13 protein-coding genes and 2 pseudogenes are annotated in these 20,038 nt (G+C 72.6%); 6 read left to right on the top strand and 9 right to left on the bottom strand.

The annotated features are described in order from the left end of the window. Window positions 1–80 precede the first annotated feature (80 nt). From ABZ192_RS35665 to glpK, 5 genes and pseudogenes are all read left to right on the top strand, one after another. Window positions 81–506 (top strand): zinc ribbon domain-containing protein, encoded by a 426-nt coding sequence (locus tag ABZ192_RS35665; RefSeq protein WP_356928632.1) that lies wholly within the window; start codon window positions 81–83, stop codon window positions 504–506. Then, entirely contained in the window at window positions 503–1,693 is a 1,191-nt protein-coding gene (locus tag ABZ192_RS35660) for a lipid-transfer protein (RefSeq protein ID WP_356928631.1), read from the top strand. The genes ABZ192_RS35665 and ABZ192_RS35660 overlap by 4 nt, the downstream gene beginning before the upstream one ends. A gap of 160 nt (window positions 1,694–1,853) precedes the next feature. Next, the gene (locus tag ABZ192_RS35655) at window positions 1,854–3,491 is read left to right on the top strand and encodes a GGDEF domain-containing protein (RefSeq protein WP_356928619.1); all 1,638 of its coding nucleotides are present in this window, start codon (window positions 1,854–1,856) and stop codon (window positions 3,489–3,491) included. A 701-nt stretch (window positions 3,492–4,192) separates the two neighbouring features. Continuing rightward, a pseudogene (locus tag ABZ192_RS35650) lies at window positions 4,193–4,390 on the top strand (aquaporin family protein); the annotation flags it as partial. A gap of 24 nt (window positions 4,391–4,414) precedes the next feature. Then, a complete protein-coding gene (gene glpK, locus ABZ192_RS35645; protein ID WP_356928618.1) occupies window positions 4,415–5,935 on the top strand; it encodes a glycerol kinase GlpK in 1,521 nt (506 codons plus the stop codon). Window positions 5,936–6,036: 101 nt separating this feature from the next. Here glpK and ABZ192_RS35640 read toward each other — a convergent pair whose 3' ends face one another. The 5 genes and pseudogenes from ABZ192_RS35640 to ABZ192_RS35620 all read right to left on the bottom strand — a co-directional run bounded on the left by ABZ192_RS35640 (window position 6,037) and on the right by ABZ192_RS35620 (window position 11,067). Beyond that, the gene (locus ABZ192_RS35640) at window positions 6,037–6,642 is read right to left on the bottom strand and encodes an ATP/GTP-binding protein (RefSeq protein WP_086561343.1); all 606 of its coding nucleotides are present in this window, start codon (window positions 6,640–6,642) and stop codon (window positions 6,037–6,039) included. A 139-nt stretch (window positions 6,643–6,781) separates the two neighbouring features. Continuing rightward, window positions 6,782–7,105 (bottom strand): annotated as a pseudogene (locus ABZ192_RS35635) (hydantoinase/oxoprolinase N-terminal domain-containing protein); the annotation flags it as partial. A gap of 24 nt (window positions 7,106–7,129) precedes the next feature. Beyond that, a complete protein-coding gene (locus ABZ192_RS35630; protein WP_010046285.1) occupies window positions 7,130–7,525 on the bottom strand; it encodes a DUF742 domain-containing protein in 396 nt (131 codons plus the stop codon). Window positions 7,526–7,534: 9 nt separating this feature from the next. Then, window positions 7,535–7,969 (bottom strand): roadblock/LC7 domain-containing protein, encoded by a 435-nt coding sequence (locus tag ABZ192_RS35625; RefSeq protein ID WP_356928617.1) that lies wholly within the window; start codon window positions 7,967–7,969, stop codon window positions 7,535–7,537. Then, on the bottom strand, window positions 7,966–11,067 hold the full coding sequence (locus tag ABZ192_RS35620) for a nitrate- and nitrite sensing domain-containing protein (RefSeq protein ID WP_356928616.1): 3,102 nt from the start codon (window positions 11,065–11,067) through the stop codon (window positions 7,966–7,968). Before ABZ192_RS35620 ends, ABZ192_RS35625 begins: the two co-directional genes overlap by 4 nt. 402 nt (window positions 11,068–11,469) lie before the next feature. Between ABZ192_RS35620 and ABZ192_RS35615 the strand changes: the two genes are divergently transcribed. Beyond that, window positions 11,470–12,048, top strand: a complete 579-nt coding sequence (locus ABZ192_RS35615; RefSeq protein WP_356928630.1) for a hypothetical protein — start codon at window positions 11,470–11,472, stop codon at window positions 12,046–12,048. Window positions 12,049–12,064: 16 nt separating this feature from the next. Here the strand turns inward: ABZ192_RS35615 and ABZ192_RS35610 are convergent, their stop codons facing one another. Genes ABZ192_RS35610 through ABZ192_RS35595 form a run of 4 tightly spaced genes read right to left on the bottom strand, consistent with a single transcriptional unit; the run spans window position 12,065 to window position 19,955 of the window. Then, window positions 12,065–16,702 (bottom strand): hypothetical protein, encoded by a 4,638-nt coding sequence (locus ABZ192_RS35610; protein WP_356928615.1) that lies wholly within the window; start codon window positions 16,700–16,702, stop codon window positions 12,065–12,067. Window positions 16,703–16,762: 60 nt separating this feature from the next. Then, on the bottom strand, window positions 16,763–17,644 hold the full coding sequence (locus ABZ192_RS35605) for a hypothetical protein (protein WP_356928614.1): 882 nt from the start codon (window positions 17,642–17,644) through the stop codon (window positions 16,763–16,765). Window positions 17,645–17,675: 31 nt separating this feature from the next. Beyond that, window positions 17,676–19,202 (bottom strand): hypothetical protein, encoded by a 1,527-nt coding sequence (locus ABZ192_RS35600; protein ID WP_356928613.1) that lies wholly within the window; start codon window positions 19,200–19,202, stop codon window positions 17,676–17,678. A gap of 57 nt (window positions 19,203–19,259) precedes the next feature. After that, complete coding sequence (locus ABZ192_RS35595) at window positions 19,260–19,955, bottom strand: GntR family transcriptional regulator (RefSeq protein ID WP_356928612.1); 696 nt, start codon at window positions 19,953–19,955, stop codon at window positions 19,260–19,262. Window positions 19,956–20,038 lie beyond the last annotated feature (83 nt).

The following is a 20,038-nucleotide window of genomic DNA, read 5'->3' as shown; positions in this document are numbered from 1 at the left end:
TCCGGAAGGGCGTGGCAGACTTCTGACGTTCCGTCAGATTCGGTCCGCGGGGAGGCACTGTGTCGCGTGCGCGAACGCCGGTGGTAGCGGGGTGGTTCGCCGGGGAGGGGGAGGATTTCCGGCTGCTGGGCACGCGTTGCGCGGCGTGCTCGTCGGTCTTCTTCCCCCGCGAGGACCGCCACTGCCGCAACCCCGCTTGCGGGGGCGGAGAGTTGACGGAGGTCCCGTTGTCGCGGCGCGGCCGTGTCTGGTCGTACACGGACAGCCGGTATCGGCCGCCGTCACCCTACGTGAGCGACCCGGAACTTTCGTGGGAGCCGTGCACGTTGATCGCTGTGATGCTGGAGGCCGAGCGGCTCGTGGTGCTGGGACAGGCGGCTCCCGGGGTCACCGCCGCGGACTTGACGGTGGGCATGGAGGTGGAGGTCGTGCCCGGCGTGCTCCACGAGGACGCGGATACGACGTGGACGACGTGGCACTGGCGGCCGACGGGGGTGAAGGCGTGACGGGTGAGGTGGCGGTGCTGGGTGCGGGCATGCACCCGTGGGGCAAGTGGGGACGGAACTTCGTCGAGTACGGCGTAGCGGCGGCCCGCGCGGCGCTCGCCGACGCCAGGCTCGACTGGCGGGACATCGGCTCGATCATCGGCGCGGACACCGTCCGGGGCGGCTATCCCGGGTATGTCGCCGGGGCGACGTTCGCGAAAGCACTGGGCTGGCAAGGGGCCCGGGTCATGAGCGTGTACGCGGCGTGCGCCTCCGGCGCCCAGGCCCTGGACGCCGCGCGGGCTCAGATCCTCTCCGGGCTCGCCGAGGTGGTCCTCGTGGTGGGGGCTGATGCCGCTCCCAAGGGATTCTTCCGCCCTGCGGGCGGGGACCGGCCGGACGATCCCGACTGGCTGCGGTTCCGGATTCTCGGGGCGACCAACCCCGTGTACTTCGGGTTGTACGCCCGTAGGCGCATGACCATGCACGGGGACACGCCGGACGACTTCGCACAGGTGAAGGTGAAGAACGCGGCGATGGGCGCGCTGAACCCCCATGCGCGCTACCGCCGGCGAGTCACGGCCGAGGAGGTGGCCGCCTCCGCCGTCGTCGCCGACCCGCTGCGGCTGCTCGACATCTGCGCGACCTCCGACGGGGGCGCGGCGGTCGTGCTCTCCAGCATGGAGTTCGCACGTCGGCACGGCCATGCGGCTCCGGTGCGGATCCGGGCCGTGGCCACGCTGACGCCGCGGTATCCGAACACCGTGCTCGACCTGCCGGACATCGCCACGGACTCCGCGGTGGCGGTCGACCCGCCTGCCGAGCCGTTCCGGATGTCCATCGCCCGGGCGGCCTACGAGGAGGCGGGAGTGGGGCCGGAGGATCTGTCGCTGGCCGAGGTCTACGACCTGTCCACGGCGCTCGAGTTGCAGTGGTACGAGGACCTGGGACTGTGCGGTGAGGGCGAGGGCGTGAAGCTGCTGCGCGACGGGGCGACGGCCCTGGGCGGGCGCATACCGGTGAACGCCAGCGGCGGCCTGGCCTCCTTCGGTGAGGCGGTTCCGGCGCAGGCGATAGCCCAGGTGTGCGAGCTGACCTGGCAGTTGCGGGGCGAGGCAGGGAACCGGCAGGTCACGGGAGCGCGCGTGGGCATCAGCGCGAACCAGGGCTTGTTCGGGCACGGATCAGCGGTGATCGCGCTGCGGTGAGCGGCGAGGCGGACTGGACGCGGGCGGGGCCGTACCGCCGAGGGGCGCATGGTGCGGCAGTGAGGGCGCCGCGTCCTACGCTGCGTGACCGCTCAGGAATCCTGCGTGAACGTCTCATGAACTGGGCTTGGGCGTGCGCCGGTCGAGTCATCATGCTGCCGTGCACTCCTGGACGGACACTCTCCGCTTCGCCTTCCAACCGGTGGTCAATCTGACGACCGGCGCGGTCACGGGACTGGAGATACTCGCCCGCCCGGAGACCGGCGACATCCTGGCCGAGGCCCGCCGGGATCCCGAGCTGGACAGTCGGCTGGCGGTGTCCGCGCTCCGTGCAGCGATACGCAAGGAGACCCTGCTGCCGCTCTTCGTCAACGCCTTCGCCGGCACCCTCGCCGACCTCGGCGGACTCCCTTCGCTGCACGACGCCGTGCGCGAGGCGGGACGGCTTCCGTGGGAGGTGACGATCGACGTCTGTCCGCCGTACACGCACGTACCGCAGCGGGCACTGCTGGAGGCGGTGTCCAGGCTGCGCGGTCAGGGCTTCCGGATCTGCGCGGACGGCGTCGGGGACGGGGACGTGCCCTTGCGGCTCCTCTCGGACATCACGCCAGACCTCGTGAAGCTGGACGCGTCGCTGCTGGCGCGGCCGGCGGTCGTGCGGTCGATGCGGACGCTGTGCGACGAGCTGGGAGCTCTCCTGGCTGTCGAGGGCGTGGAGACCGAAGGGCAGTGCGCGGCGGCGCTGGCGGCCGGGGCGCAGCTGGCACAGGGCGAGCTGTTCGCCCCGCCGGCCCGGCTGCCCGCCGCCGACGTCTACGTCCCGCCCCGCTCCCCCGCCGATATGGCTTTGCCGCGGTCGGGACCGTCGGTGCGGGAGTTCGTGCGGCCCGCCGCGCTGCTGCCCGCCACGGCGTCCGCGGGGCAGGTGCGGGCGCTGCTGACCGGGTCACCGGATGTGTCCGGGGTACTGCTCGTGGACACCGCCGGAGTGCCGGTCCGGTCGGTGCACCGGTCCCGGTTCCTGTTGTCGATGTCGGGGCGCTACGGGCATGCCCTCTACGCCGACCGGCCCGCGGCCAAGCTCGGTGATCCCCCGCGGACGGTGGGCATCGACGCCACCGCCTGGGAGGTACTGGACGTCGTGGCGGTCGGCGGGCGGGACCGCACGTCGGACGATGTCGCCGTCGTGGACCAGTACCGGCGGTGTGTGGGCGTCGTCCGGCTCGCGGACCTCGTGCGCGCACTGGCCGAGACACGGGTGGAGGAGGCGGCGGGGCTGAATCCGCTGACGCGGCTGCCCGGCTCGGACGTGATCACCGGGGAGGTGGACCGGCGGATCGCGGCAGGGCGGGCCTTCACGCTGAGCTGGCTGGACGTCGACCACTTCAAGCAGGTCAACGACGGGGCCGGGTTCGCGGCGGGCGACGAGCTGATCCGGGCGGTGGGGCATGCGTTGCAGCAGGCCGCGATGGACGGCACCCGTGTGGGGCACATCGGCGGCGACGATTTCCTGGTGCTCACTGAGCCGGAGGGTCTCGATCCGCTGGCCGCGTCCGTGCTGGACGCCCCCTGGTCGGCGGGCGGTCGGCCGGTCACGCTGTCGCTCGCCACGGTGCTGTGCGCGCCGGGCAGTGTGACCGACCACCGGCAGGCGGCGGCGTGCCTGGCGCCCCTGAAGAAGGCGGCGAAGGCATTGCACGGAGCGAGTTGGGTGCTGGGCCGCGCGGGCGCGCCCGGACATGAGACCCGCCGTGGCGGTGAGACGACGTCGGCAGCGGCGCGGTGTGGGGCCTCTTAGGCGGCGTCCCGTGGCCTGACTCAGTCTCTTGGCAGGACTCCGTCAGGAGGCCAGGGGCGGGGCGCTGCTCGTCCGGTTGAGAGACCGCCTGGTCAGGTGGATGCTGGTGGCTAGCAAGCGAGGAGTCGGATGCGGCTGGGCTATCGCCTGCGGGCGGAGCCCAGCGCAGGCCGGACGACACCACCAGCACGGCCTCGCGCGGCTCGGCGAAGCCCGCGCAGGCCCCGACCACATCTGAACAACGATCCGACCGGGCGCCGCCAGGCCGTGCAACCGGTCACCCGACCCGGCAAGGCCCGGCCGCCACCACAACGGCCGTCAACCGTTGCGGTCGGCGACCTTGACGCCCCCTGGGCGCCGGTGAACACTTCCGGTGTCAGTCGACATCGCCGTACATACTCGGCGTATCCGGCATGCGGCGCGCGGGCGCGCCGACGCCAAGGTCCTTTGCCCCAAGGGTGATTCGGCTGCGATCGGCACGCTCGTCACGGACGCCGGGCGGGGCGCGGGTATCCCCGCCTTCGGCTGAAGGAGCCATGGGAAACGCACCCCGCACACGAGGGTCGGGGCGGATCGTCCCCGGGCCTCGGCCTAGGAGCCGCCATGAGCAACGTGCACATCTTCGTCGGCGAGATCGGCGGCACGGCGGGCGCGCACACCGCCACCCCGCTGCCGGGCGGCCACAGCGATCCCGCCGTCACTCGATCCTCGGGCCCACCGGCTCCGCGATCAACCCGGCACGTGGCCGGGGGTGCGCATCGTGCACCTGTTCCTCCCGATCCCGGACGAGGGAACGTCCGACTGGGGGTACGCCTGGATCCCGTGACAGGGCCGCCTCCGTGGCAGGGCCTGCGGCCGGCGGAATTCTCGGGGCCCTCATCTGCAACGCAGCCTTCTGACCAAGCGATCAAGAGGTAGTAGCCATGACGGACAACTCCGAGAAGTACGTAGCAGCGATCGACCAGGGCACCACCTCCAGCCGCTGCATCGTCTTCAACCAGAACGGTGCCATCGTCGCCGTGGACCAGCGCGAGCACCGCCAGATCTTCCCCAAGCCCGGGTGGGTGGAGCACGACGCCACCGAGATCTGGTCCAAGGTGCAGGCGGTGGTCGCCGGGGCACTCGCCAAGGCCGGGCTGCGCGCCGACCAGCTGAGCGCGATGGGGATCACCAACCAGCGTGAGACGACCCTGCTGTGGGACCGCGCGACGGGAAAGCCCGTGCACAACGCCATCGTGTGGCAGGACACGAGGACCGCGGCGCTGTGCAACCAGCTGGGCGGCTCGGAGGGGCAGGACCGTTTCCGCGAGCAGACGGGTCTGCCGCTGGCCACCTACTTCTCCGGCCCCAAGGCGGCCTGGCTGCTCGACAACGTGCCCGACCTCCGGACCCGGGCCGAACGCGGTGAGATCGCCTTCGGGACGATCGACTCCTGGCTGATCTGGAACCTCACCGGCGGCACCGACGGCGGGCAGCACGTCACCGATGTGACCAACGCCGGGCGCACCATGCTGATGAACCTGGAGACCCTGCAGTGGGACTCCTCGATCTGCTCGGCGATGAACATCCCCGAGGCCATGCTGCCGGAGATCCGGTCCTCCGCCGAGGTGTACGGCACGGCCGTCGGCCAGCTCGCCGGCGTGCCCGTGGCCTCCGCTCTGGGCGACCAGCAGGCCGCCGTGTTCGGCCAGGCCTGCTACGACGTGGGCACCGCGAAGAACACCTACGGCACGGGCAGCTTCCTGCTGCTCAACACCGGCAACCGTCCGGTGTCGTCGAAGAGCGGTCTGCTGACGACGATGGGATACAAGATCGGCAGCGAGGCGCCGGTCTACTGTCTGGAGGGGTCGATCGCCATAACGGGCGCGCTGGTCCAGTGGTTCCGCGACCAGCTCGGCATCATCCGTACCGCCGACGAGATCGAGCCCCTGGCCGCGAGTGTGGAGGACAACGGCGGTGCGTACATCGTGCCGGCGTTCTCGGGCCTGTTCGCGCCGTACTGGCGCTCCGACGCGCGCGGCGTGGTCACCGGGCTGACCCGGTACGTCACGAAGGCGCACCTCGCGCGCGCGGTGCTGGAGGCGACGAGCTGGCAGACCCGCGAGGTCGTGGACGCCATGTACCAGGACTCCGGGGTGCACATCACCACCCTGAAGGTCGACGGCGGCATGACGAAGAACAACCTGCTCATGCAGCACCAGGCGGACGTGCTCGACGTGCCGGTGGTGCGGCCCAAGGTCTCCGAGACGACCTGTCTGGGCGCCGCGTACGCGGCCGGTCTGGCCACCGGTGTGTGGAACGACCTGGACGAGCTCAAGGCGCACTGGCAGAAGGACGTCGAGTGGACACCGTCCATGGACGCGTCCGTGCGGGACCGCGAGCACCGCAACTGGCGCAAGGCCGTGGAGAAGAGCTTCGGCTGGGAGGAGGACGCCGACAGCTAGCCACGCGCGCGTGCAGGGTCGTTTCCGGACGGCGGACCGTACCCCTGTCGGCGGGGGTACCGTCCGTGCCCGCCGGCCGGCCGAGCGTCAGGTGGCCAGTGTCAGGTGGTCACCGTCTGGCGGCGGTCGGCCGCGTACGCCATGGCGTGCTGGACGACGCCGATGAGCGCTTCCTTGACGGACTCGCGGTCGCGGGCGTCACACATCATGAGCGGCACGCCATCGTCGAGGTCGAGTGCCTGGCGCACGTCCTCGACCGGGTAACGCGGTGCGCCCTCGAAGCAGTTGACGCCGACGAGGAACGGTATCGAGCGCCGTTCGAAGTAGTCGACGGCGGCGAAGGAGTCCTCCAGGCGGCGGGTGTCGGCGAGGACGACGGCCCCGAGCGCGCCCTCGGAGAGCTCGTCCCACATGAACCAGAACCGTTCCTGGCCGGGCGTGCCGAAGAGGTACAGCACCAGGTCCTCGCGGAGTGTGATGCGGCCGAAGTCCATGGCGACGGTCGTGGTGTGCTTGCCTTCCACACCGCTGGTGTCGTCGACCGGGCGCCCGGCCTCGGTGAGCAGTTCCTCGGTGCGCAGCGGCCGGATCTCGCTGACCGCGCCGACGAGCGTGGTCTTGCCCACGCCGAAACCGCCGGCCACCAGGATCTTGAGCGTGACGGGCTCGACCGGAGGCTTGCCGCGCTCAGAACGCCCGAAGATCATCGATCTCTTCTCCTGCTTGATGGGGGTCGGGCGACGGCGGGCCGTAGCTTCCGCCGCCTGGGGTTTCGATGACGAGTACGTCGCCGCTGGCGACGTCCGCGGAGTCGCTGCCGCCGAGTTCGGTCACGGCGCCGTCGGCCTCGGGCAGTTCGATGCGGCGGGCGAAGCTGCTCGGGCGGTTCCGGTAGGCGATGCGCAGGGCGTCGCGGAGGCCTCGGGCGATGACCAGCAGGGTGCGTTCGCCCTCGCGCTCCGGGAGGGCGTTTGTGGCGACTGTCGTGCCCATGCGGACGGGGTCGTCGGAGCCGGCCAGCAGCGTGAGGACGCCCTCGACGGCCGCGTCGTCGTAGCGGGCCGGGCTGTCCGACAGCAGCTCGTGGGTGAGCAGCCGGGCGTCCGGGCGACGCGCGACGGTGTCGGTGAAGGTGCCGCCTCGGTCGACCCGGAACTGCCGGCCTGTCACGTCAGTACCCCGCTTCCGCGCTGCTCACAGCGCCCGGAGGCCGTTGATCACGTCGCGCAGAATACTCTCGTCCGGCAGTTCGGCAGGGGGTACGGGCCGGTTCACATGGACGAATTCCGCGTCCACGAGATCTCCGACAAGGACCCGTACCACCCCGATCGGCAGGTCGAGTTCCGCTGCGAGTTCGGCGACCGACTGCGGGACGTCACGACACAGTTCGACGATGTCCACATGCTCCGGGGAGAGCATATGGTCCGCTTCCGGGTCGTCCGCGTGCGGTTCCGTGACCACGACCGCGATCAGGTCCAAGCGGTGCTGGCCCTGACTGCTGGTGCGGCCGCGGGTCATGGCGTACGGACGGACGACCGGTCCGGCCTCGTCGTCGAACCAGTGGCTTCTTCCCTGACCGTCAGCGCTCATGTCATCCCACTACCCGCCTGCGGGCAGATCGGTGCGCGGAGCGGCACCCAGATGCACACCCACCCGCTTCACCAGGAGCGTCATCTCGTAGGCGACCTGGCCGACGTCCGAGTCGGCGTCCGAGAGGACGGCGAGGCAGCTGCCGTCGCCGGCGGCCGTCACGAACAGGAAGGCGTCGTCGAGCTCGACGACCGTCTGACGGACGTTGCCGGCCTCGAAGTGGCGTCCCACGCCCTTGGCGAGGCTGTGGAACCCGGAGGCGACGGCGGCCAGGTGCTCGCTGTCCTCCCTGGTCAGGTCCCTGGACACGCCTGTCGGCAAACCGTCGCTGGAGAGCACGAGGGCCTTGCGGATGCTCGCGACGCGGTCCACCAGGTCGTCGAGGAGCCAGTTCAGCTCCCCCTTGTTGGCTGCGGTGTGGCCGGTGGCCTTCGGTGCGGTCATCGACCGTCCCCCTCTGTCGTTCCTTGTCGTGCTGTGCCGCTGTGGGCGGCGTCGCCCGCTGCGTTCTCCTGACGGCCGCGCTGCCAGCCGCGCTGGAGCGAGGCCATACGGCTGCGTACTTCGTCGGCGTCGCGCTCGACGGGCTCGGCTCTGTCCTCCGTACGCGGCTCGGACCCCCGCTTCAGCTGCGGTGCCAGGTTGGCCTGGCGGACGCGCCGGGGCAGCGGCGCGGTGCCGGAGCGAGGCTCGTTCGGTGCGGACCCGGGGGCCTGCCCCCGTCGTCCGGTGCCGGGAGTCGACCCGGTGTCCTGGTGCCCGGCACCGGAGCCGGTCACCTGGCGGGCGGGCCCACCGGTGGAGTCCTGCCCGGGGTCCGGCCAACGGTCGAAGCCGTCCGGGCCGCTCGATGCGATCTCCGCGCGGCGTGTCCGCGTGGGGAGTGTGGGCGGCTCCGGCCGGGTCCCGGACGAGGCCGGTGAGGCGGTGCGGTCGTCGTTCCCGGCCGCGCCGATGCCACGGCGGCCGGACTCCGCCCCCCGACGGCGGGCCGGCAGGGGCGGCGGTACGTCCGGCTGGGCTTCGCCTCGCCCACTGCCGGTCGAGGAGCCTTCGGTGCGGCGGCGTACCGGAAGCGCGGACGCGGGCTCCGGCCCGGACCGGCCCGTGGCCGCGCCGCTCACGGAGTCGTCGCCCCGGCGACGCGAAGGGAGCGGGGAGGCATCGCCCGGCTCCGCTCGGCCCGTGCCCGTGGTGGTCTCCTCGTCCGCCTTCCCCCGCCGGGGGCGCTGCTCGGTGACCGGGCGCCCGTGTGAGCTGACCAGCTTCGGAGTGTGGCGGCGCGGCAACTGGACGGGGGCGCCCGGGTCGTCGTGGGTGTCGGTCCGGTCGTGGGCGCTGCGGGGGTCGGCTGCCTGGTGCGGATCGGGGCGGCGGCCGGCGGCCTCGTCCTGGGCGCGGGTGAGGGGCCGGGGGCGGAACAGCGCGCCGTGTTCACTGTCCTCGTCGTCGAGCGCGCCGGGGAAGTCGCCGATGGCGTCCAGGTCGACGGGGGCCTCCAGCTCCACTGGTCCGTCCAGGAGGGAGGCCGGCAAGCCGGGCCGATGCGCGGGCCCCTGGGACAGCGCGGCGCGGCGGCTGTCGTGCGCCTCGCTCTCCTTGGCCAGCTGGGGCCGGTCGAGCCGGAACCCGATGCCGTTCGTGTCCGGGACGTCGTCCGTGAGCAGAGCGTCCGGCAGGAAGACGACGGCGGTCGTGCCGCCGTACGGGGACGGCTGCAGGGAGACGCGGACGTTCTGCCGCTGAGCGAGACGGCTGACCACGAACAGGCCGAGCCGGTCGGTGTCCGACAGCTCGAACTCCGGGGTCTCGGCGAGCCGGAGGTTGGCGTCCAGGAGCGCTTCGGCGGCCATACCGAGGCCGCGGTCGTGGATCTCCAGGGTGAAGCCGTTGGCGACCCGCTCGCCCAGGACCTGGACGGCGGTGTGCGGCGGCGAGAAGACCGTGGCGTTCTCCAGGAGTTCCGCCACGAGGTGGGTGATGTCGGCGACGGCCGGGCCAGTGACGGCGATACGCGGCAGGCGGCGGACCTCGATGCGCTCGTAGTCCTCGACCTCGGCGACGGCGGCGCGTACGACGTCCATGAGCTGGACGGGCTTGCGCCACTGCCGGGAGGGCGCGGCACCGGAGAGGATCACGAGGCCCTCGGCGTGCCGGCGCATACGGGTCGTCAGGTGGTCGAGGCGGAACAGGTCGGCGAGTTCCTCGGTGTCCTCGGTCCGGCGCTCCATGGCGTCGAGCAGGGTGAGCTGCTTGTGGAGCAGGACCTGGCTGCGGCGCGCGAGGTTGACGAACACCTCGGAGACGCCGGCGCGCAGCTCGGCCTGCTTGACGGCGGCTTCGACGGCGGCGCGCTGCAGGGTGTTGAGGGCCTGGCCGACCTCGCCCATCTCGTTCTTGTCGTACTCCAGGCGCGGGACCTCGGTCTCGACGTCGACCTGCTCGCCCGCCGAGAGGCGGCGCATCACGCTGGGCAGCCGCACTCCGGACGCCTCGTGGGCCTCCAGACGCAGCTGTCGCAGATCGCGGATGAGGGTGCGGCCGACGCGCACGGAGAGGAAGAGGGAGACCAGGAGAGCGAGCAGGCCGAGCACACCGGCGATGACCGCCTTGGCGATGACGCCCATGGCCACCGGTTCGACGCGGCTCTGATAGCGGTCGTTGGCCTGGTCGTTGAGCGTGCCGAGCTCGTCGAGCACGTTGCCGGCGGCGCTGTCCCAGCTCTTGGCGGTGACGCCGCGCGGTGTTCCGTCGGCGGAGGAGACGGCCGCTTCCTCGGCGACGCGCAGCGGAGCGGTGGAGGCGTTCTTCCAGAAGCTCTGATAGCGGTCGCGCTCCGAGACGGGCAGCAGCGGGAGGCTGGTGTCGTACATCAGGGTGCGCTGGGCCACGAGGTCGGAGATGTCACGCTCTTCGGAACGGGAGACCTCGCCGACGATCAGGGCGGAGCCGAGGAGGGCGTCCTCGCGGGAGAGCAGTTCGCGGGCGCGGGCGAGATTGACCAGCGCGCGGTACTGCTTGTCCAGTTCCACGTTGTCGACGACGTGAAGGTTGGCGAGCAGGACGTAACAGGGGTCGACCAGCCGGTTGTAGAGGTCGAGGGCCTGGGAGCGGTCGACGGTGCCGTCCTCGACGCTGCGGCGCAGCGACTCGATGCCGTCGAAGGCGTCCAGGACCGCGGTCAGCCGCTCGTCGGTGTCCGCTCCCATCGCGTCGCGTACGTCCGGGTTCCGGGCGTTCTCACGGATGCTGCCGACGGCCTTGTCGGTGGCGGTCCGGCTGCGCCGGAGCGCGGCGAGCCCGTCGGAGGCACGGGGGTCGGCGAGGTAGACCAGGGTCTGACGGCGTTCCTCCTGGACGACACGGACGGTGTCCTCGATGGGGTAGCCGATCTTCTCCACCACGGACGACACGTTGAACAGGTCGCCCGCCTCACGTCCCGTCAGCACCGTGGCGAAGGCCCAGATCGCGGTCAGGGACACCAGCGGCACGAGAAGCAGCGCCACGATCTTCCGGCGGATGGACTTCCCGCGAAAGCGCATGGCCTCCCCCAGCTCGGGCCCCCGGGCTACCGGGGGTACACATGTGCGTCAACAAACGGCGCGAGCCTACTACCGACGCCCAGGGAACTCGAAGGCCGGTCCGGAAGGTGAACTTCCGCGCCAGCCACGAGGCATGTGGAGTTGTCAGGGCATTGCGGGAGTTGTCTCCCCGAAACCGATGGCGGCCGTGCGGGCCAAGGGCCGTGGAGGGCCCAGACGGTTGGCTGAAATTTTTCGCTTTCTGGGAATCTTCGTGGGGGGTTGTTCGTCCTTCTCTACGGGAAATGGGGGCGGAATCGGCCACAGGAGCCGCATCCCGCATCCGGGCGGCGTAAAACAGCGCAAGCCGGGCAGCCACTGGGAAGCACGGGTCTTCGGATGCGAACGAGCAGTCTGCTGGCGGTGGGGAGTGACACGGTGACGGGCACGGCGGAGCGGCGCGGGGCGCCCAGGGCGGCTGGGGTTCAAGGGACAGCGCATCAGGGCGCCGAGGCGGCTGATCGCGACAGCCCGGCCGACGAGGCGGAGAGCACGGCTCGAGGGGCAAGGGTGCCGGCTCAGCTGGGCCGTGACGTGCGCGAGCAGCAGTACTACCGGCCCTTGTGGGTCGAGGAGCCGGCGCGGCGGCGCCGGTTGCCGGATCCGGTACGGACGGCCGCCGTGCGCTCGGTCCTCCTCATCGCTCTGACACTGATTCAGGCCATGGTGGCCTTCCTGTGCACGATGGCCGGGTCCTGGCTGGCGTTCCCGATGGTGATCAGCAGCGTGGTCAGCACGATCGTGGCGACCTGGGGAGCCCTCGACGTGTGGGTGACGCGTCAGGTCTGGAACCAGCGCAACGGCGTGGTGTCCACACCGAGCAGCACGGCACGGGCCCTGCGACGCGAGCGCCGCCGGGCCCGACGGCAGGCCCGTGCCGACGAGCGGACGCAGGAGCGGATACGCCGACGGGGCGGGGCCGGGCAGCTGTCCCACTCGTGAGGAGCGGCCGGCGCCCCTAAGGCGTCGTGGACGCGGGGCGTTTGTACATCCTGGTCGCCGTGATCTCGCTGTGTACCGCCTCCCCCGCCTCGGGCTGCTGCGGCAGCCCAGGGCGGAGGTGTTCCTCGACGCTGATGTACTTGAGGCCGGCCCTCAGGTCGGCGTCGTTGCGCATGCGGATGACCAGGGGGAACTCGGCGAGCGCCGTGGTGTCGAACAGGCCCGTGGTGTAGAGGAGCTGGACGCCCAGGGCGTCCGACACCGCCCGCTGGAGCTCCAGCAGGTAGGTGGCGTTGGCGCGGCCGATGGGGTTGTCGAGGAACAGTGTGCCGGCGTGCCGGTGCTTGTCGCGGCCCCGGTCGTTCGAGCGCAGCGCGGCCATCGTGCAGTACAGGGCGATCGCGGCGGTGAGCAGCTGACCGCCGGAGAAGACGTCGCCCATCTGCCCGACGGGGACGCGCTCGGCGCGCAGCACCGCGTCGGGCTTGAGGATCTCGACGGCGACGCCCTTGGGCTGGAGGGCCGCGGCGACGCCCCGCAGCAGCAGGGACATGCCGTCCCGCCGCAGGTCGGAGTTCTTCTTGACGGCGGCGCGGGTCGCCTCGTCGATGACCTCGCCCAGTCGCTCGGTGAGCGTGGCCTGGTCGGGCTCCTCGAAGCGGATGCGGAGGAACTCCTGTCCCGACCACTCGCCGAGGCCCTCCGGAAGGCGGGAGAGGCGCTGGGCGGAGCGCAGGGTGGCCAGGGCCGACTCGACCAGGCCGCGCAGGCGGTCCACGATCGAGTCGCGGTTGCGCTCCAGTTGCTCCAGCTCGTCGGTCAGGACCCGGAGCCGGGGCGCGAAGGCGTCTGCCCACTTCTGGGCGTGTTCGGGCAGTGCGGAGGCGGGCAGTTCGCGGATCTGCTGCCGTGCCGGGGTGCGGACCTGCTCGTAGCGCGTGGAGTTGGCGTGCCGGACGAGGATGTCGCTGGCCTCGCGGACTGCGGCCTCCGCGGCGGACAGGTCGGCGGCGCAGCCGCGCAGGGAGCGGCGGGCTTCGGCGGCCGACTGCCGGGCCTCCTCCGGGCTGCCGGGGTACGGCTCGGTCTCCTCCTGCTCCTCCTCCGTGGCGTGCTCGCGCAGCAGGTCGCGGAGCATGGCGGCGATCTCGTCGAAGCCGCTCGCCGCGTCCTCGGCGGCTCGGTGGGCGTCGAGGAGTTCGGCGTGCGCCTCGCGTGCCTGGTTCAGCGCCTCGGTGTGGGAGGCGAGTTCGGCCGAGGCGGTGCGCAGCAGGGCCTGCGCGTGCTCGGCGTCGCGCGGCCGGAGGTCCTCGGGGAGGTCGGTGTGCGCCTCGCCGTCCTCGGGCGCGAGCCGCTCGGCCTCGCCGCGCAGCCGCCCGAGCTGCTCGCTCGCGCTCGACATGCGGGTCTCCAGGAGCTGCACCAGCTCCTCGGCACGGGCGGCGGCGGCCTGGCGGCTGGGCCCGTCGGAGCCGTCGGGGGATTCGAGGAGCTGTTCGGCGCGTGTGCGGACCTTGTTGCTCAGCCGGTCCAGCTCCGCGCGGGCCGCGCTCTCGTCGCTCTCCGCGCGGGCCTGCTCGGCCCGCAGGTCGGCGCCGACGCCGACTTTCTCGTACAGCTGCGACGCCGCCCGGTAGGCCTCGCGCAGGGCGGGCAGGGAGGCCTTCGGGGTCTGGGCGTCGTCCTCGGGTACGTCGTCGGGGGCGCCCGCGATCTCGGAGCGCTCGGCGCGCAGGGCGCGGGCGGTGCGGCGGGCGTCGTCGGCGGCGCGCTGGGCGGCCCGCCGGTCCTCGTCGGCGGCCCGGGCCCGCTCCAGGCAGGCCTGGGCGCTCGCCTCGGCCTCGGTGGCCTCGTCGGCCAGTTCGCGCAGCTTGACCTGCCAGCCGGCCCGCTCGCGCAGCCGGAAGGCGAGCCCGGCGAGGGCGTCGGCGGAGCGGCGGGCCTTCTGGGCGGCCTCCTGCCGCTCGTCCCGGACGCGCGCGGCCTCCGCGGCGGCCTCGTCGGCCTCGGCCCGCACCGTGCGCGCCTCGGCCAGTTCGGCTTCCGACTCCTCGGCGAACGCGCGGGTGTCGTGTGCGGCCTGTGCCAGTTCGGCCAGTCGTCCGGCCGGGCAGCCGGTGCGCCAGGAGGCGAGCCGGGCGGCCAGTTCCCGGTCCTTGCCGAGCCGGGCGGCGAGTGTGCGGATCTCCTCGTCCCGCTCGGCCGCCCGGGCGCGCAGCGCCTGCCGCTCCTCGTCGGCGGCGTGCTCGTCGTGCATGGCCGGGTTGGGCGGGACGAGGAACACATCCCCGGTGTCGGTGTCCGGGGCGGGGGTCGGGGCGAGCAGGGCGGCGGCCGTGCCGACGGCCACGGCGGAACGGGGCAGCAGCGCCGCGTCGCCCAGCGCCTCCCGGGCGCGTGCGTGGGAGTCCGGGTCGGTGATGATCACGCCGTCGACCAGTTCGGGCCGGGCGGCCAGCACGCGCGCGTGGTCGGCCGGGTCGACGGCCTGGGCGAGGTAGCGCCAGCCGGGCAGCGCGGGGATGCCGTGCTCGCCGAGGTACTCGACCGTGGCCAGCACGTCCGGGCCGGGCGGCAGCAGCCCGCCGTCACCGAGCGCGCCGAGGATCCGGGAGTCGTCGGCGGCGGCCGTACGCAGGTCGAACAGCTGCCGTTCGGCGGAGCTGACGGCGTCGTCGAGCAGGTCGCGCAGGTCGTCGGCGAAGCGGTCGAGCTCCTCGGGGCTGAGGCCGTGCCCGCCGGGGGCCGGCCGGGTGGCCGGCTCGCTGTCCGTGCCGTGACGGGGCTGTGGGATGCCCGGGCGGGTCTCGGAGGTCAGGCTGAGCAGTTCCGCCAGCCGCTCCTCCCCCGCCAGTGCCTCGGCGGTGCGGCGCTCGGCCTCGTACGACCGCTCGGCGGCCGTCGCCGCGTCCGCCGCGCGGGCCGCGGTCAGTTCCGCGCGGGTCTCGGTGGCGGCGGCCTCGCGCGCGTGCTCGGTGGCCCGGTGGGATGCCTCGCGGGCCGCGTCCCAGGCCGCTACGGCGGTCTTCTCGGCGTCGCTGGCAGCCAGGGCGGCCCGGGCCGGGTCGGCGTCGGGCGCGCTGTCGTCGAGCCAGCCGGCCCGTACCGCCTCGGCGGTCTCCTGCTCGACTTCGGCGAGGCGCTGCTTGAGGTGCCCGATCTCACTGCGGGCCCGCTGCGCCTGTGTGGCGGCCGCGGTGGAGTCCCGGTAGGCGGCGTCGCTGACCTCCTGGAGGGCGGCGGAGCGCTCCTCCTCCTCGTTGGCGTGGTTCTCGGCGTTCTCCGCGGCCGCGTGCAGGGCCCGTACGAGGTCGACGGCGGCCTTGGAGCGGGCGGCCAGGGCCGGGGCGGCGTCGCGCTCCGCCTCCTGGATCGCCGCGGACACGCGGGCGACGCGGTCGGCGGCGGCGCGGTGGCGCAGTACGGCCTCGGCGGCCTGCCACGCGGCGTACAGCGTGCGGGCGTCGGCGAGCTCGCGCTTCTGGGCGGCGGCGGACTTCTCGGCGGCGGCGAGGGCCAGCGAGGCGTGCCGGTAGGCCAGTTCGGCGGAGATCAGCGCGCTGCGCTCGCGGGCCGCTTCGGCGTGGGTGACGGCGTACGCGGCGGCGGTGACCCGCTGCGCGAGGTCGGCGGCCCGGACCCTCTCCTGCACGCCGCGCGCGGACAGCCTGCGCGCCAGGGTCCGGGTACGGCGCTCGGCCGCGGTGTGGATGTCCCGCGCGCGGGAGCGGGCCTCGGCGGCCTCGACGATCCGCCCGAGCAGGTCGACGGACCCGGCGGTGAAGTCGCGTTCGGCGATCAGCTCGGCGCGCCGGCCCAGCTTGTTACCGAAGCCGCTGACCAGGTCGGCGAGCCCGTCGGTGTCGCGGGTGTCGGTGACGGCGCGCAGCAGCAGGTCGGTGAAGTCGGCGTCCTTCTTGACCGCGAAGAGACCTGCGGCCTCACCTTCGTCGGCGTTCATCTCCCGCTGGTACCGGAAGAGTTCGGGGTCGAGTCCGAGGTCGCCGAGGTGCTCGATCCAGCGATCGTGGATCTCCTCCCAGTGCACCTCCAGGTGCGGGTACGTCTTTCCCGCTTCCATGAGGGCGTCGCGGAAGCCCTTCATGGTGCGACGCCGGCCGCGCGCGCCCGACTGGCCCTCGACCGGGGCCCGTACGGCGGTGGACTCGGCCACGGGGAGGTTGTCGAGGCTCAGTCCGGGCCCGGGCCGGAAGGAGTACCAGGCTTCGGCGAACTTCCGCGGGTCGTTGGAGACCTGCCGTCCGCGCCACTCGCTGACCTTGCCGACGACGACGCACTCGCCGGTCAGCACGTGCTGCCACTCCAGCGCGACATGGCCGCAGTCGTCGGCGAGCAGGAACTTGCGCAGCACACCGGAGCTGGCGCCGCCGAGGGTGTTGCGGTGCCCCGGCAGCATCACGGAGAAGATCAGCTTGAGCAGCACCGACTTGCCGCCGCCGTTCTCCAGGAAGAGCACGCCCGCGGGCGCGGGCCGGCGCGGCGGGCCGACGGGCTCCTCCTCGAAGAACTCCGCCTGTGTGGGCGCGGGGTCGGGCACGGGCTCGCCCACGCCGCGCAGGTCAAGCACGGTGTCGGCGTAGCGCGCACCGGCGGGCCCGATGGAGTAGAGGCGGACCCGGGACAGCTCGTACATGGCGGACTCTCGTAAGGCTTCGTGAGGTGGGGGTTCAGCAGGGACGGCGAGGCGGGGAGTTCAGGAGGAGTGGAACGGCAGCCCCGCGTCGGCGACCAGCTCCAGGTCGTCGCTCTCCTCGGGGGGCAGCAGGGTCGGTGTGCCGTCGGTGACCGGGACGACGCCCAGTTCCAGCAGCTCGGCCAGGGCGGCGCTGCCCGCCATGTCGCGGACCTGGAGCTGGTAGCGGGCGGTCGTGCGGTACGTGCCGCCGTTGTCGTCGCCGGTGCGCTGGAGGAAACCGGAGTCGGTGAGGAACGCGACGGCCTTGGCGACGATGCCGGTGGTCGAACCGGCGAGCCGGCGCGCGTCCTTGGTGGCGCCGGTCGAGCTGCGCCGCACCCAGATCCGCCAGGCGGCCTCCAGTCCGGGCGCGTCGGTGGCCGGGTCGGTGTTCTCGCCCTGTTCGGCGGCGCGTTCCTCCAGGCGGCGGCAGGCCTGGCGGACGAAGGCGTCGACGCCGTTGACCGTGACGCGGCCGATGTAGCCGTCGTCGGCGAGGTCCTCGGGGCGGGGGAACGCCATGGCGGCGACGGCGAGATGGGCGAGCCCGTGCAGGAACCGGTCGCCGCCGTCGGCGGACGTACGACGCGCGTAGTCGCCCATGCGGACGGCGAACACCGAGTCCTCGGCGGCGGTCACGGCCATGCCCGCGCGCGGGGACACCTCCAGCACGATCAGCCCCAGCCCGGTCGCCACGGCGTCGGCGAGCCGTGCGAAGGGCGGGTCCTCCCGGTAGCGCCGCAGCAGATCCGCGTACTCCTGGTCGCGCGCGGGCTGGAGCTTGGGCTGCAGCCCGAAGGACACGAGCCGCGCCGCGTCGGCGGCGTCGGCGGGGGTGACGGCGGCCGAGGCCGTCGGGGCCGGGCCTTCCGGTTCACTCCACTCGACATGCTCGCTCACGGTCGGGACTCCTTGTGCCACTCGTACTGACTCATGCTGCTTCCGTCCGGTCCGCCGCCATCCCCGCCGCGTCCAGCAGCGCGGTGCCGACGATCAGATCCGCCCCGCCGAACTCCGGATCATCGAGCTCGGTCCCGTCGTCCACGGCGAACAGCAGCTTCTGCTCGCCCTGGCGATAGGCGGTACCGACCGGCGGACTGGCCGCGTGCACCGCCAGCAGCGCCACCAGATACGGCAGCTCGGGATCCTGCCGCCGGGCCTCGGCCAGCAGCCCGGACAACCGGCGGGGTGCGTCCGCCGGCAGGTCGAGCAGCTCCTGCGCCGCCGCCATCTGCTCCTCGCTGAACCGGCTGTCGTCGGGCGTGGCGATGAGGTCCGGCTCGGGCATCTCCGCACCCAGGTGCTCCCGCTCCACCGGCGGCGTCAGCAGTATGTCGACCAGGTCCCCGACCCGGACGGACACCGGCGTACGCAGCCCGGTGCCACGCCCGAAAAAGGCGTCCGTGACCCGCACGGCCTGCTCCAGCGGCAGCGGCAGGACGGGCGAGACGAGGTGTCCGTAGAGGTCTATCCCCGAGGTGGTCGCCGGCGTCGCGAACGCCTGCCGGTCCTGCTCGGCGCGGAACAGCGGCCCGGCCTCGAGCAGCCGGGACTGCAACTGCGTGTGCCGCCGGATGCAGTCCTTGACGATGTCGACGAGCTCGGCGGCGCGGCGCTTGTGCTCGGGGTCCTCGGACTCGTCGCGGGCCTTGCGGATGTTGGTGAGGATCGCGTTCTCGTGGCGGTAGCGGTCGGCCACGTGCTCCAGGGCCTCGGCGATCATGTCGGGCACAGCCGTGAGCCAGTCCACCGCGCGCACGTTGCGCCGGGTGGCGTCCAGGGCGCGGCGCAGGGTCTCCGAGTACTGCACGGTGCGGTAGCGGGCCTGTTCGGCCGCGAGCTGGGCGTCGGCGAGCCGGCCGCGGCTGATCAGCACCTCCAGCTTGACCTCGGCGGCGATCTGCGCGCTGGTGACGTCCGTGTCGAGGGCGCCGACGAGGACGTTGACCGCCTCGTCCGTCGTGCGCAGGTAGACCGTGCCGCCCGGGCCCGGGACCTCTTCGATCAGCTTGAAGTCGTAGTCACGGCGCACGTACGTGCCGTCCGCCCCGAACGTGCCGTACACCGCGCGGAAGCCGCGGTCGACGCTGCCGACGTTGATCAGGTTCTCCAGGACCCAGCGGGCCACCCGCTCGTGCTCGGCGGCGGGCCGCTGCGGTGCCTGGGCGGCGATGCGCGGGACGAGGCGGGCGACGATCTGGTCGTGGTCCGCGCCCGTGTCGAAGTCCATGTTCAGGGTGACGAGGTCGATGGCCGCGAGGGCGACCTCCGCCATGCCGTAGACCGAGTACTCGCCGGCGAGGTTGGCCTTGCGCGCGTCGAGGTCGTGCAGCGGCGCGGTGCAGGCCAGCGCGCGCAGGCGCCGCGCCAGGCCCTCGTCGGCGGCCGGCCCCGGGGCGGGGCGCGGCCCCGCGCTGAGCTGGGGCGGAACGCTGTCCGTCGATACAGGCGAAGTCACGGTGCACAGACTAGGTCCTGGGTCTGACAACAGCCCAAACGACGCGGGTGGGCCTGGTCAGCCGTCCTCGCCGACCCGCCTCCGGTACACCTCGACGACCCGTTCCAGCGAGTCGTCGAGGTAACCGGCGAGCAGACGCTCGGCCTTGTCCCGGTCTCCCGCCTCAAGGGCCTCCAGGATCATGACATTTCGTGCGATGTACGGCTCGTGCAACCGCTGCGGTTCGTCCACCACATGGAAGGCGAGGCGCAGTTCGGCGAAGACGCTCCGCATCAGCTCGGCGGTGCGCTCGCTCGCCGCGAGGGCGACCAGCTCCCGGTGGAAGTGGATGTTGGCCGTGCCCACGCCCTTCCAGTCACCTTCCCGCGCCGCGCGCCGCCCCTCCTCCACGGCGCCGGCCAGCCCGTCGAGGCCGTAGGGCGGCTCGCCGAGACCTCGCACGACCGCGCACTCGACGAGTCTGCGGGTGCGGTAGATGTCCTCCACGTCCTCGACGGTCAGGACCCGGACGAAGACGCCCCGGTTCAGCTCGTGGACGAGCAGGCGTTCGTGTGTGAGCAGCCGGAACGCCTCGCGCAGGGTGTTGCGGGAGACGCCGAGCGCGCCGCCGATGCTGTCCTCCGACAGCCGGGTCCCGGGCGGGAAGTAGCCCTCGGCGATCCGGCTCCTGAGGATGTCCGAGACGCGTTCGGCGGTGCTGGTGCGCCCCAGGAGAACCCGGTCGTCGGAGAGGTCCTTCAGCTGCTCTGCCATGCCGGAATTCAATCGCAGATCACAAGAACGAACCAACATGGGTATTGAGGGATCGTTGAACAATCCTCTACGGTGCTAGACAC

The sequence above is a fragment of the Streptomyces sp. NPDC006235 genome, assembly GCF_040613735.1.
Lineage (GTDB): Bacteria > Actinomycetota > Actinomycetes > Streptomycetales > Streptomycetaceae > Streptomyces.
The sequence above is the reverse complement of the archived record's forward strand: the minus strand, read 5'-3'. Positions and strand labels throughout refer to the sequence as shown.

What these genes read in the sequence shown, in the direction of transcription:
- ABZ192_RS35610 (WP_356928615.1), bottom strand. Translation starts at nt 16,702, where the DNA reads ATGTACGAGCTGTCCCGGGTCCGCCTCTACTCCATCGGGCCCGCCGGT.
- ABZ192_RS35640 (WP_086561343.1), bottom strand. Translation starts at nt 6,642, where the DNA reads ATGATCTTCGGGCGTTCTGAGCGCGGCAAGCCTCCGGTCGAGCCCGTC.
- ABZ192_RS35595 (WP_356928612.1), bottom strand. Translation starts at nt 19,955, where the DNA reads ATGGCAGAGCAGCTGAAGGACCTCTCCGACGACCGGGTTCTCCTGGGG.
- ABZ192_RS35630 (WP_010046285.1), bottom strand. Translation starts at nt 7,525, where the DNA reads ATGAGCGCTGACGGTCAGGGAAGAAGCCACTGGTTCGACGACGAGGCC.
- ABZ192_RS35620 (WP_356928616.1), bottom strand. Translation starts at nt 11,067, where the DNA reads ATGCGCTTTCGCGGGAAGTCCATCCGCCGGAAGATCGTGGCGCTGCTT.
- ABZ192_RS35625 (WP_356928617.1), bottom strand. Translation starts at nt 7,969, where the DNA reads ATGACCGCACCGAAGGCCACCGGCCACACCGCAGCCAACAAGGGGGAG.
- glpK (WP_356928618.1), top strand. Translation starts at nt 4,415, where the DNA reads ATGACGGACAACTCCGAGAAGTACGTAGCAGCGATCGACCAGGGCACC.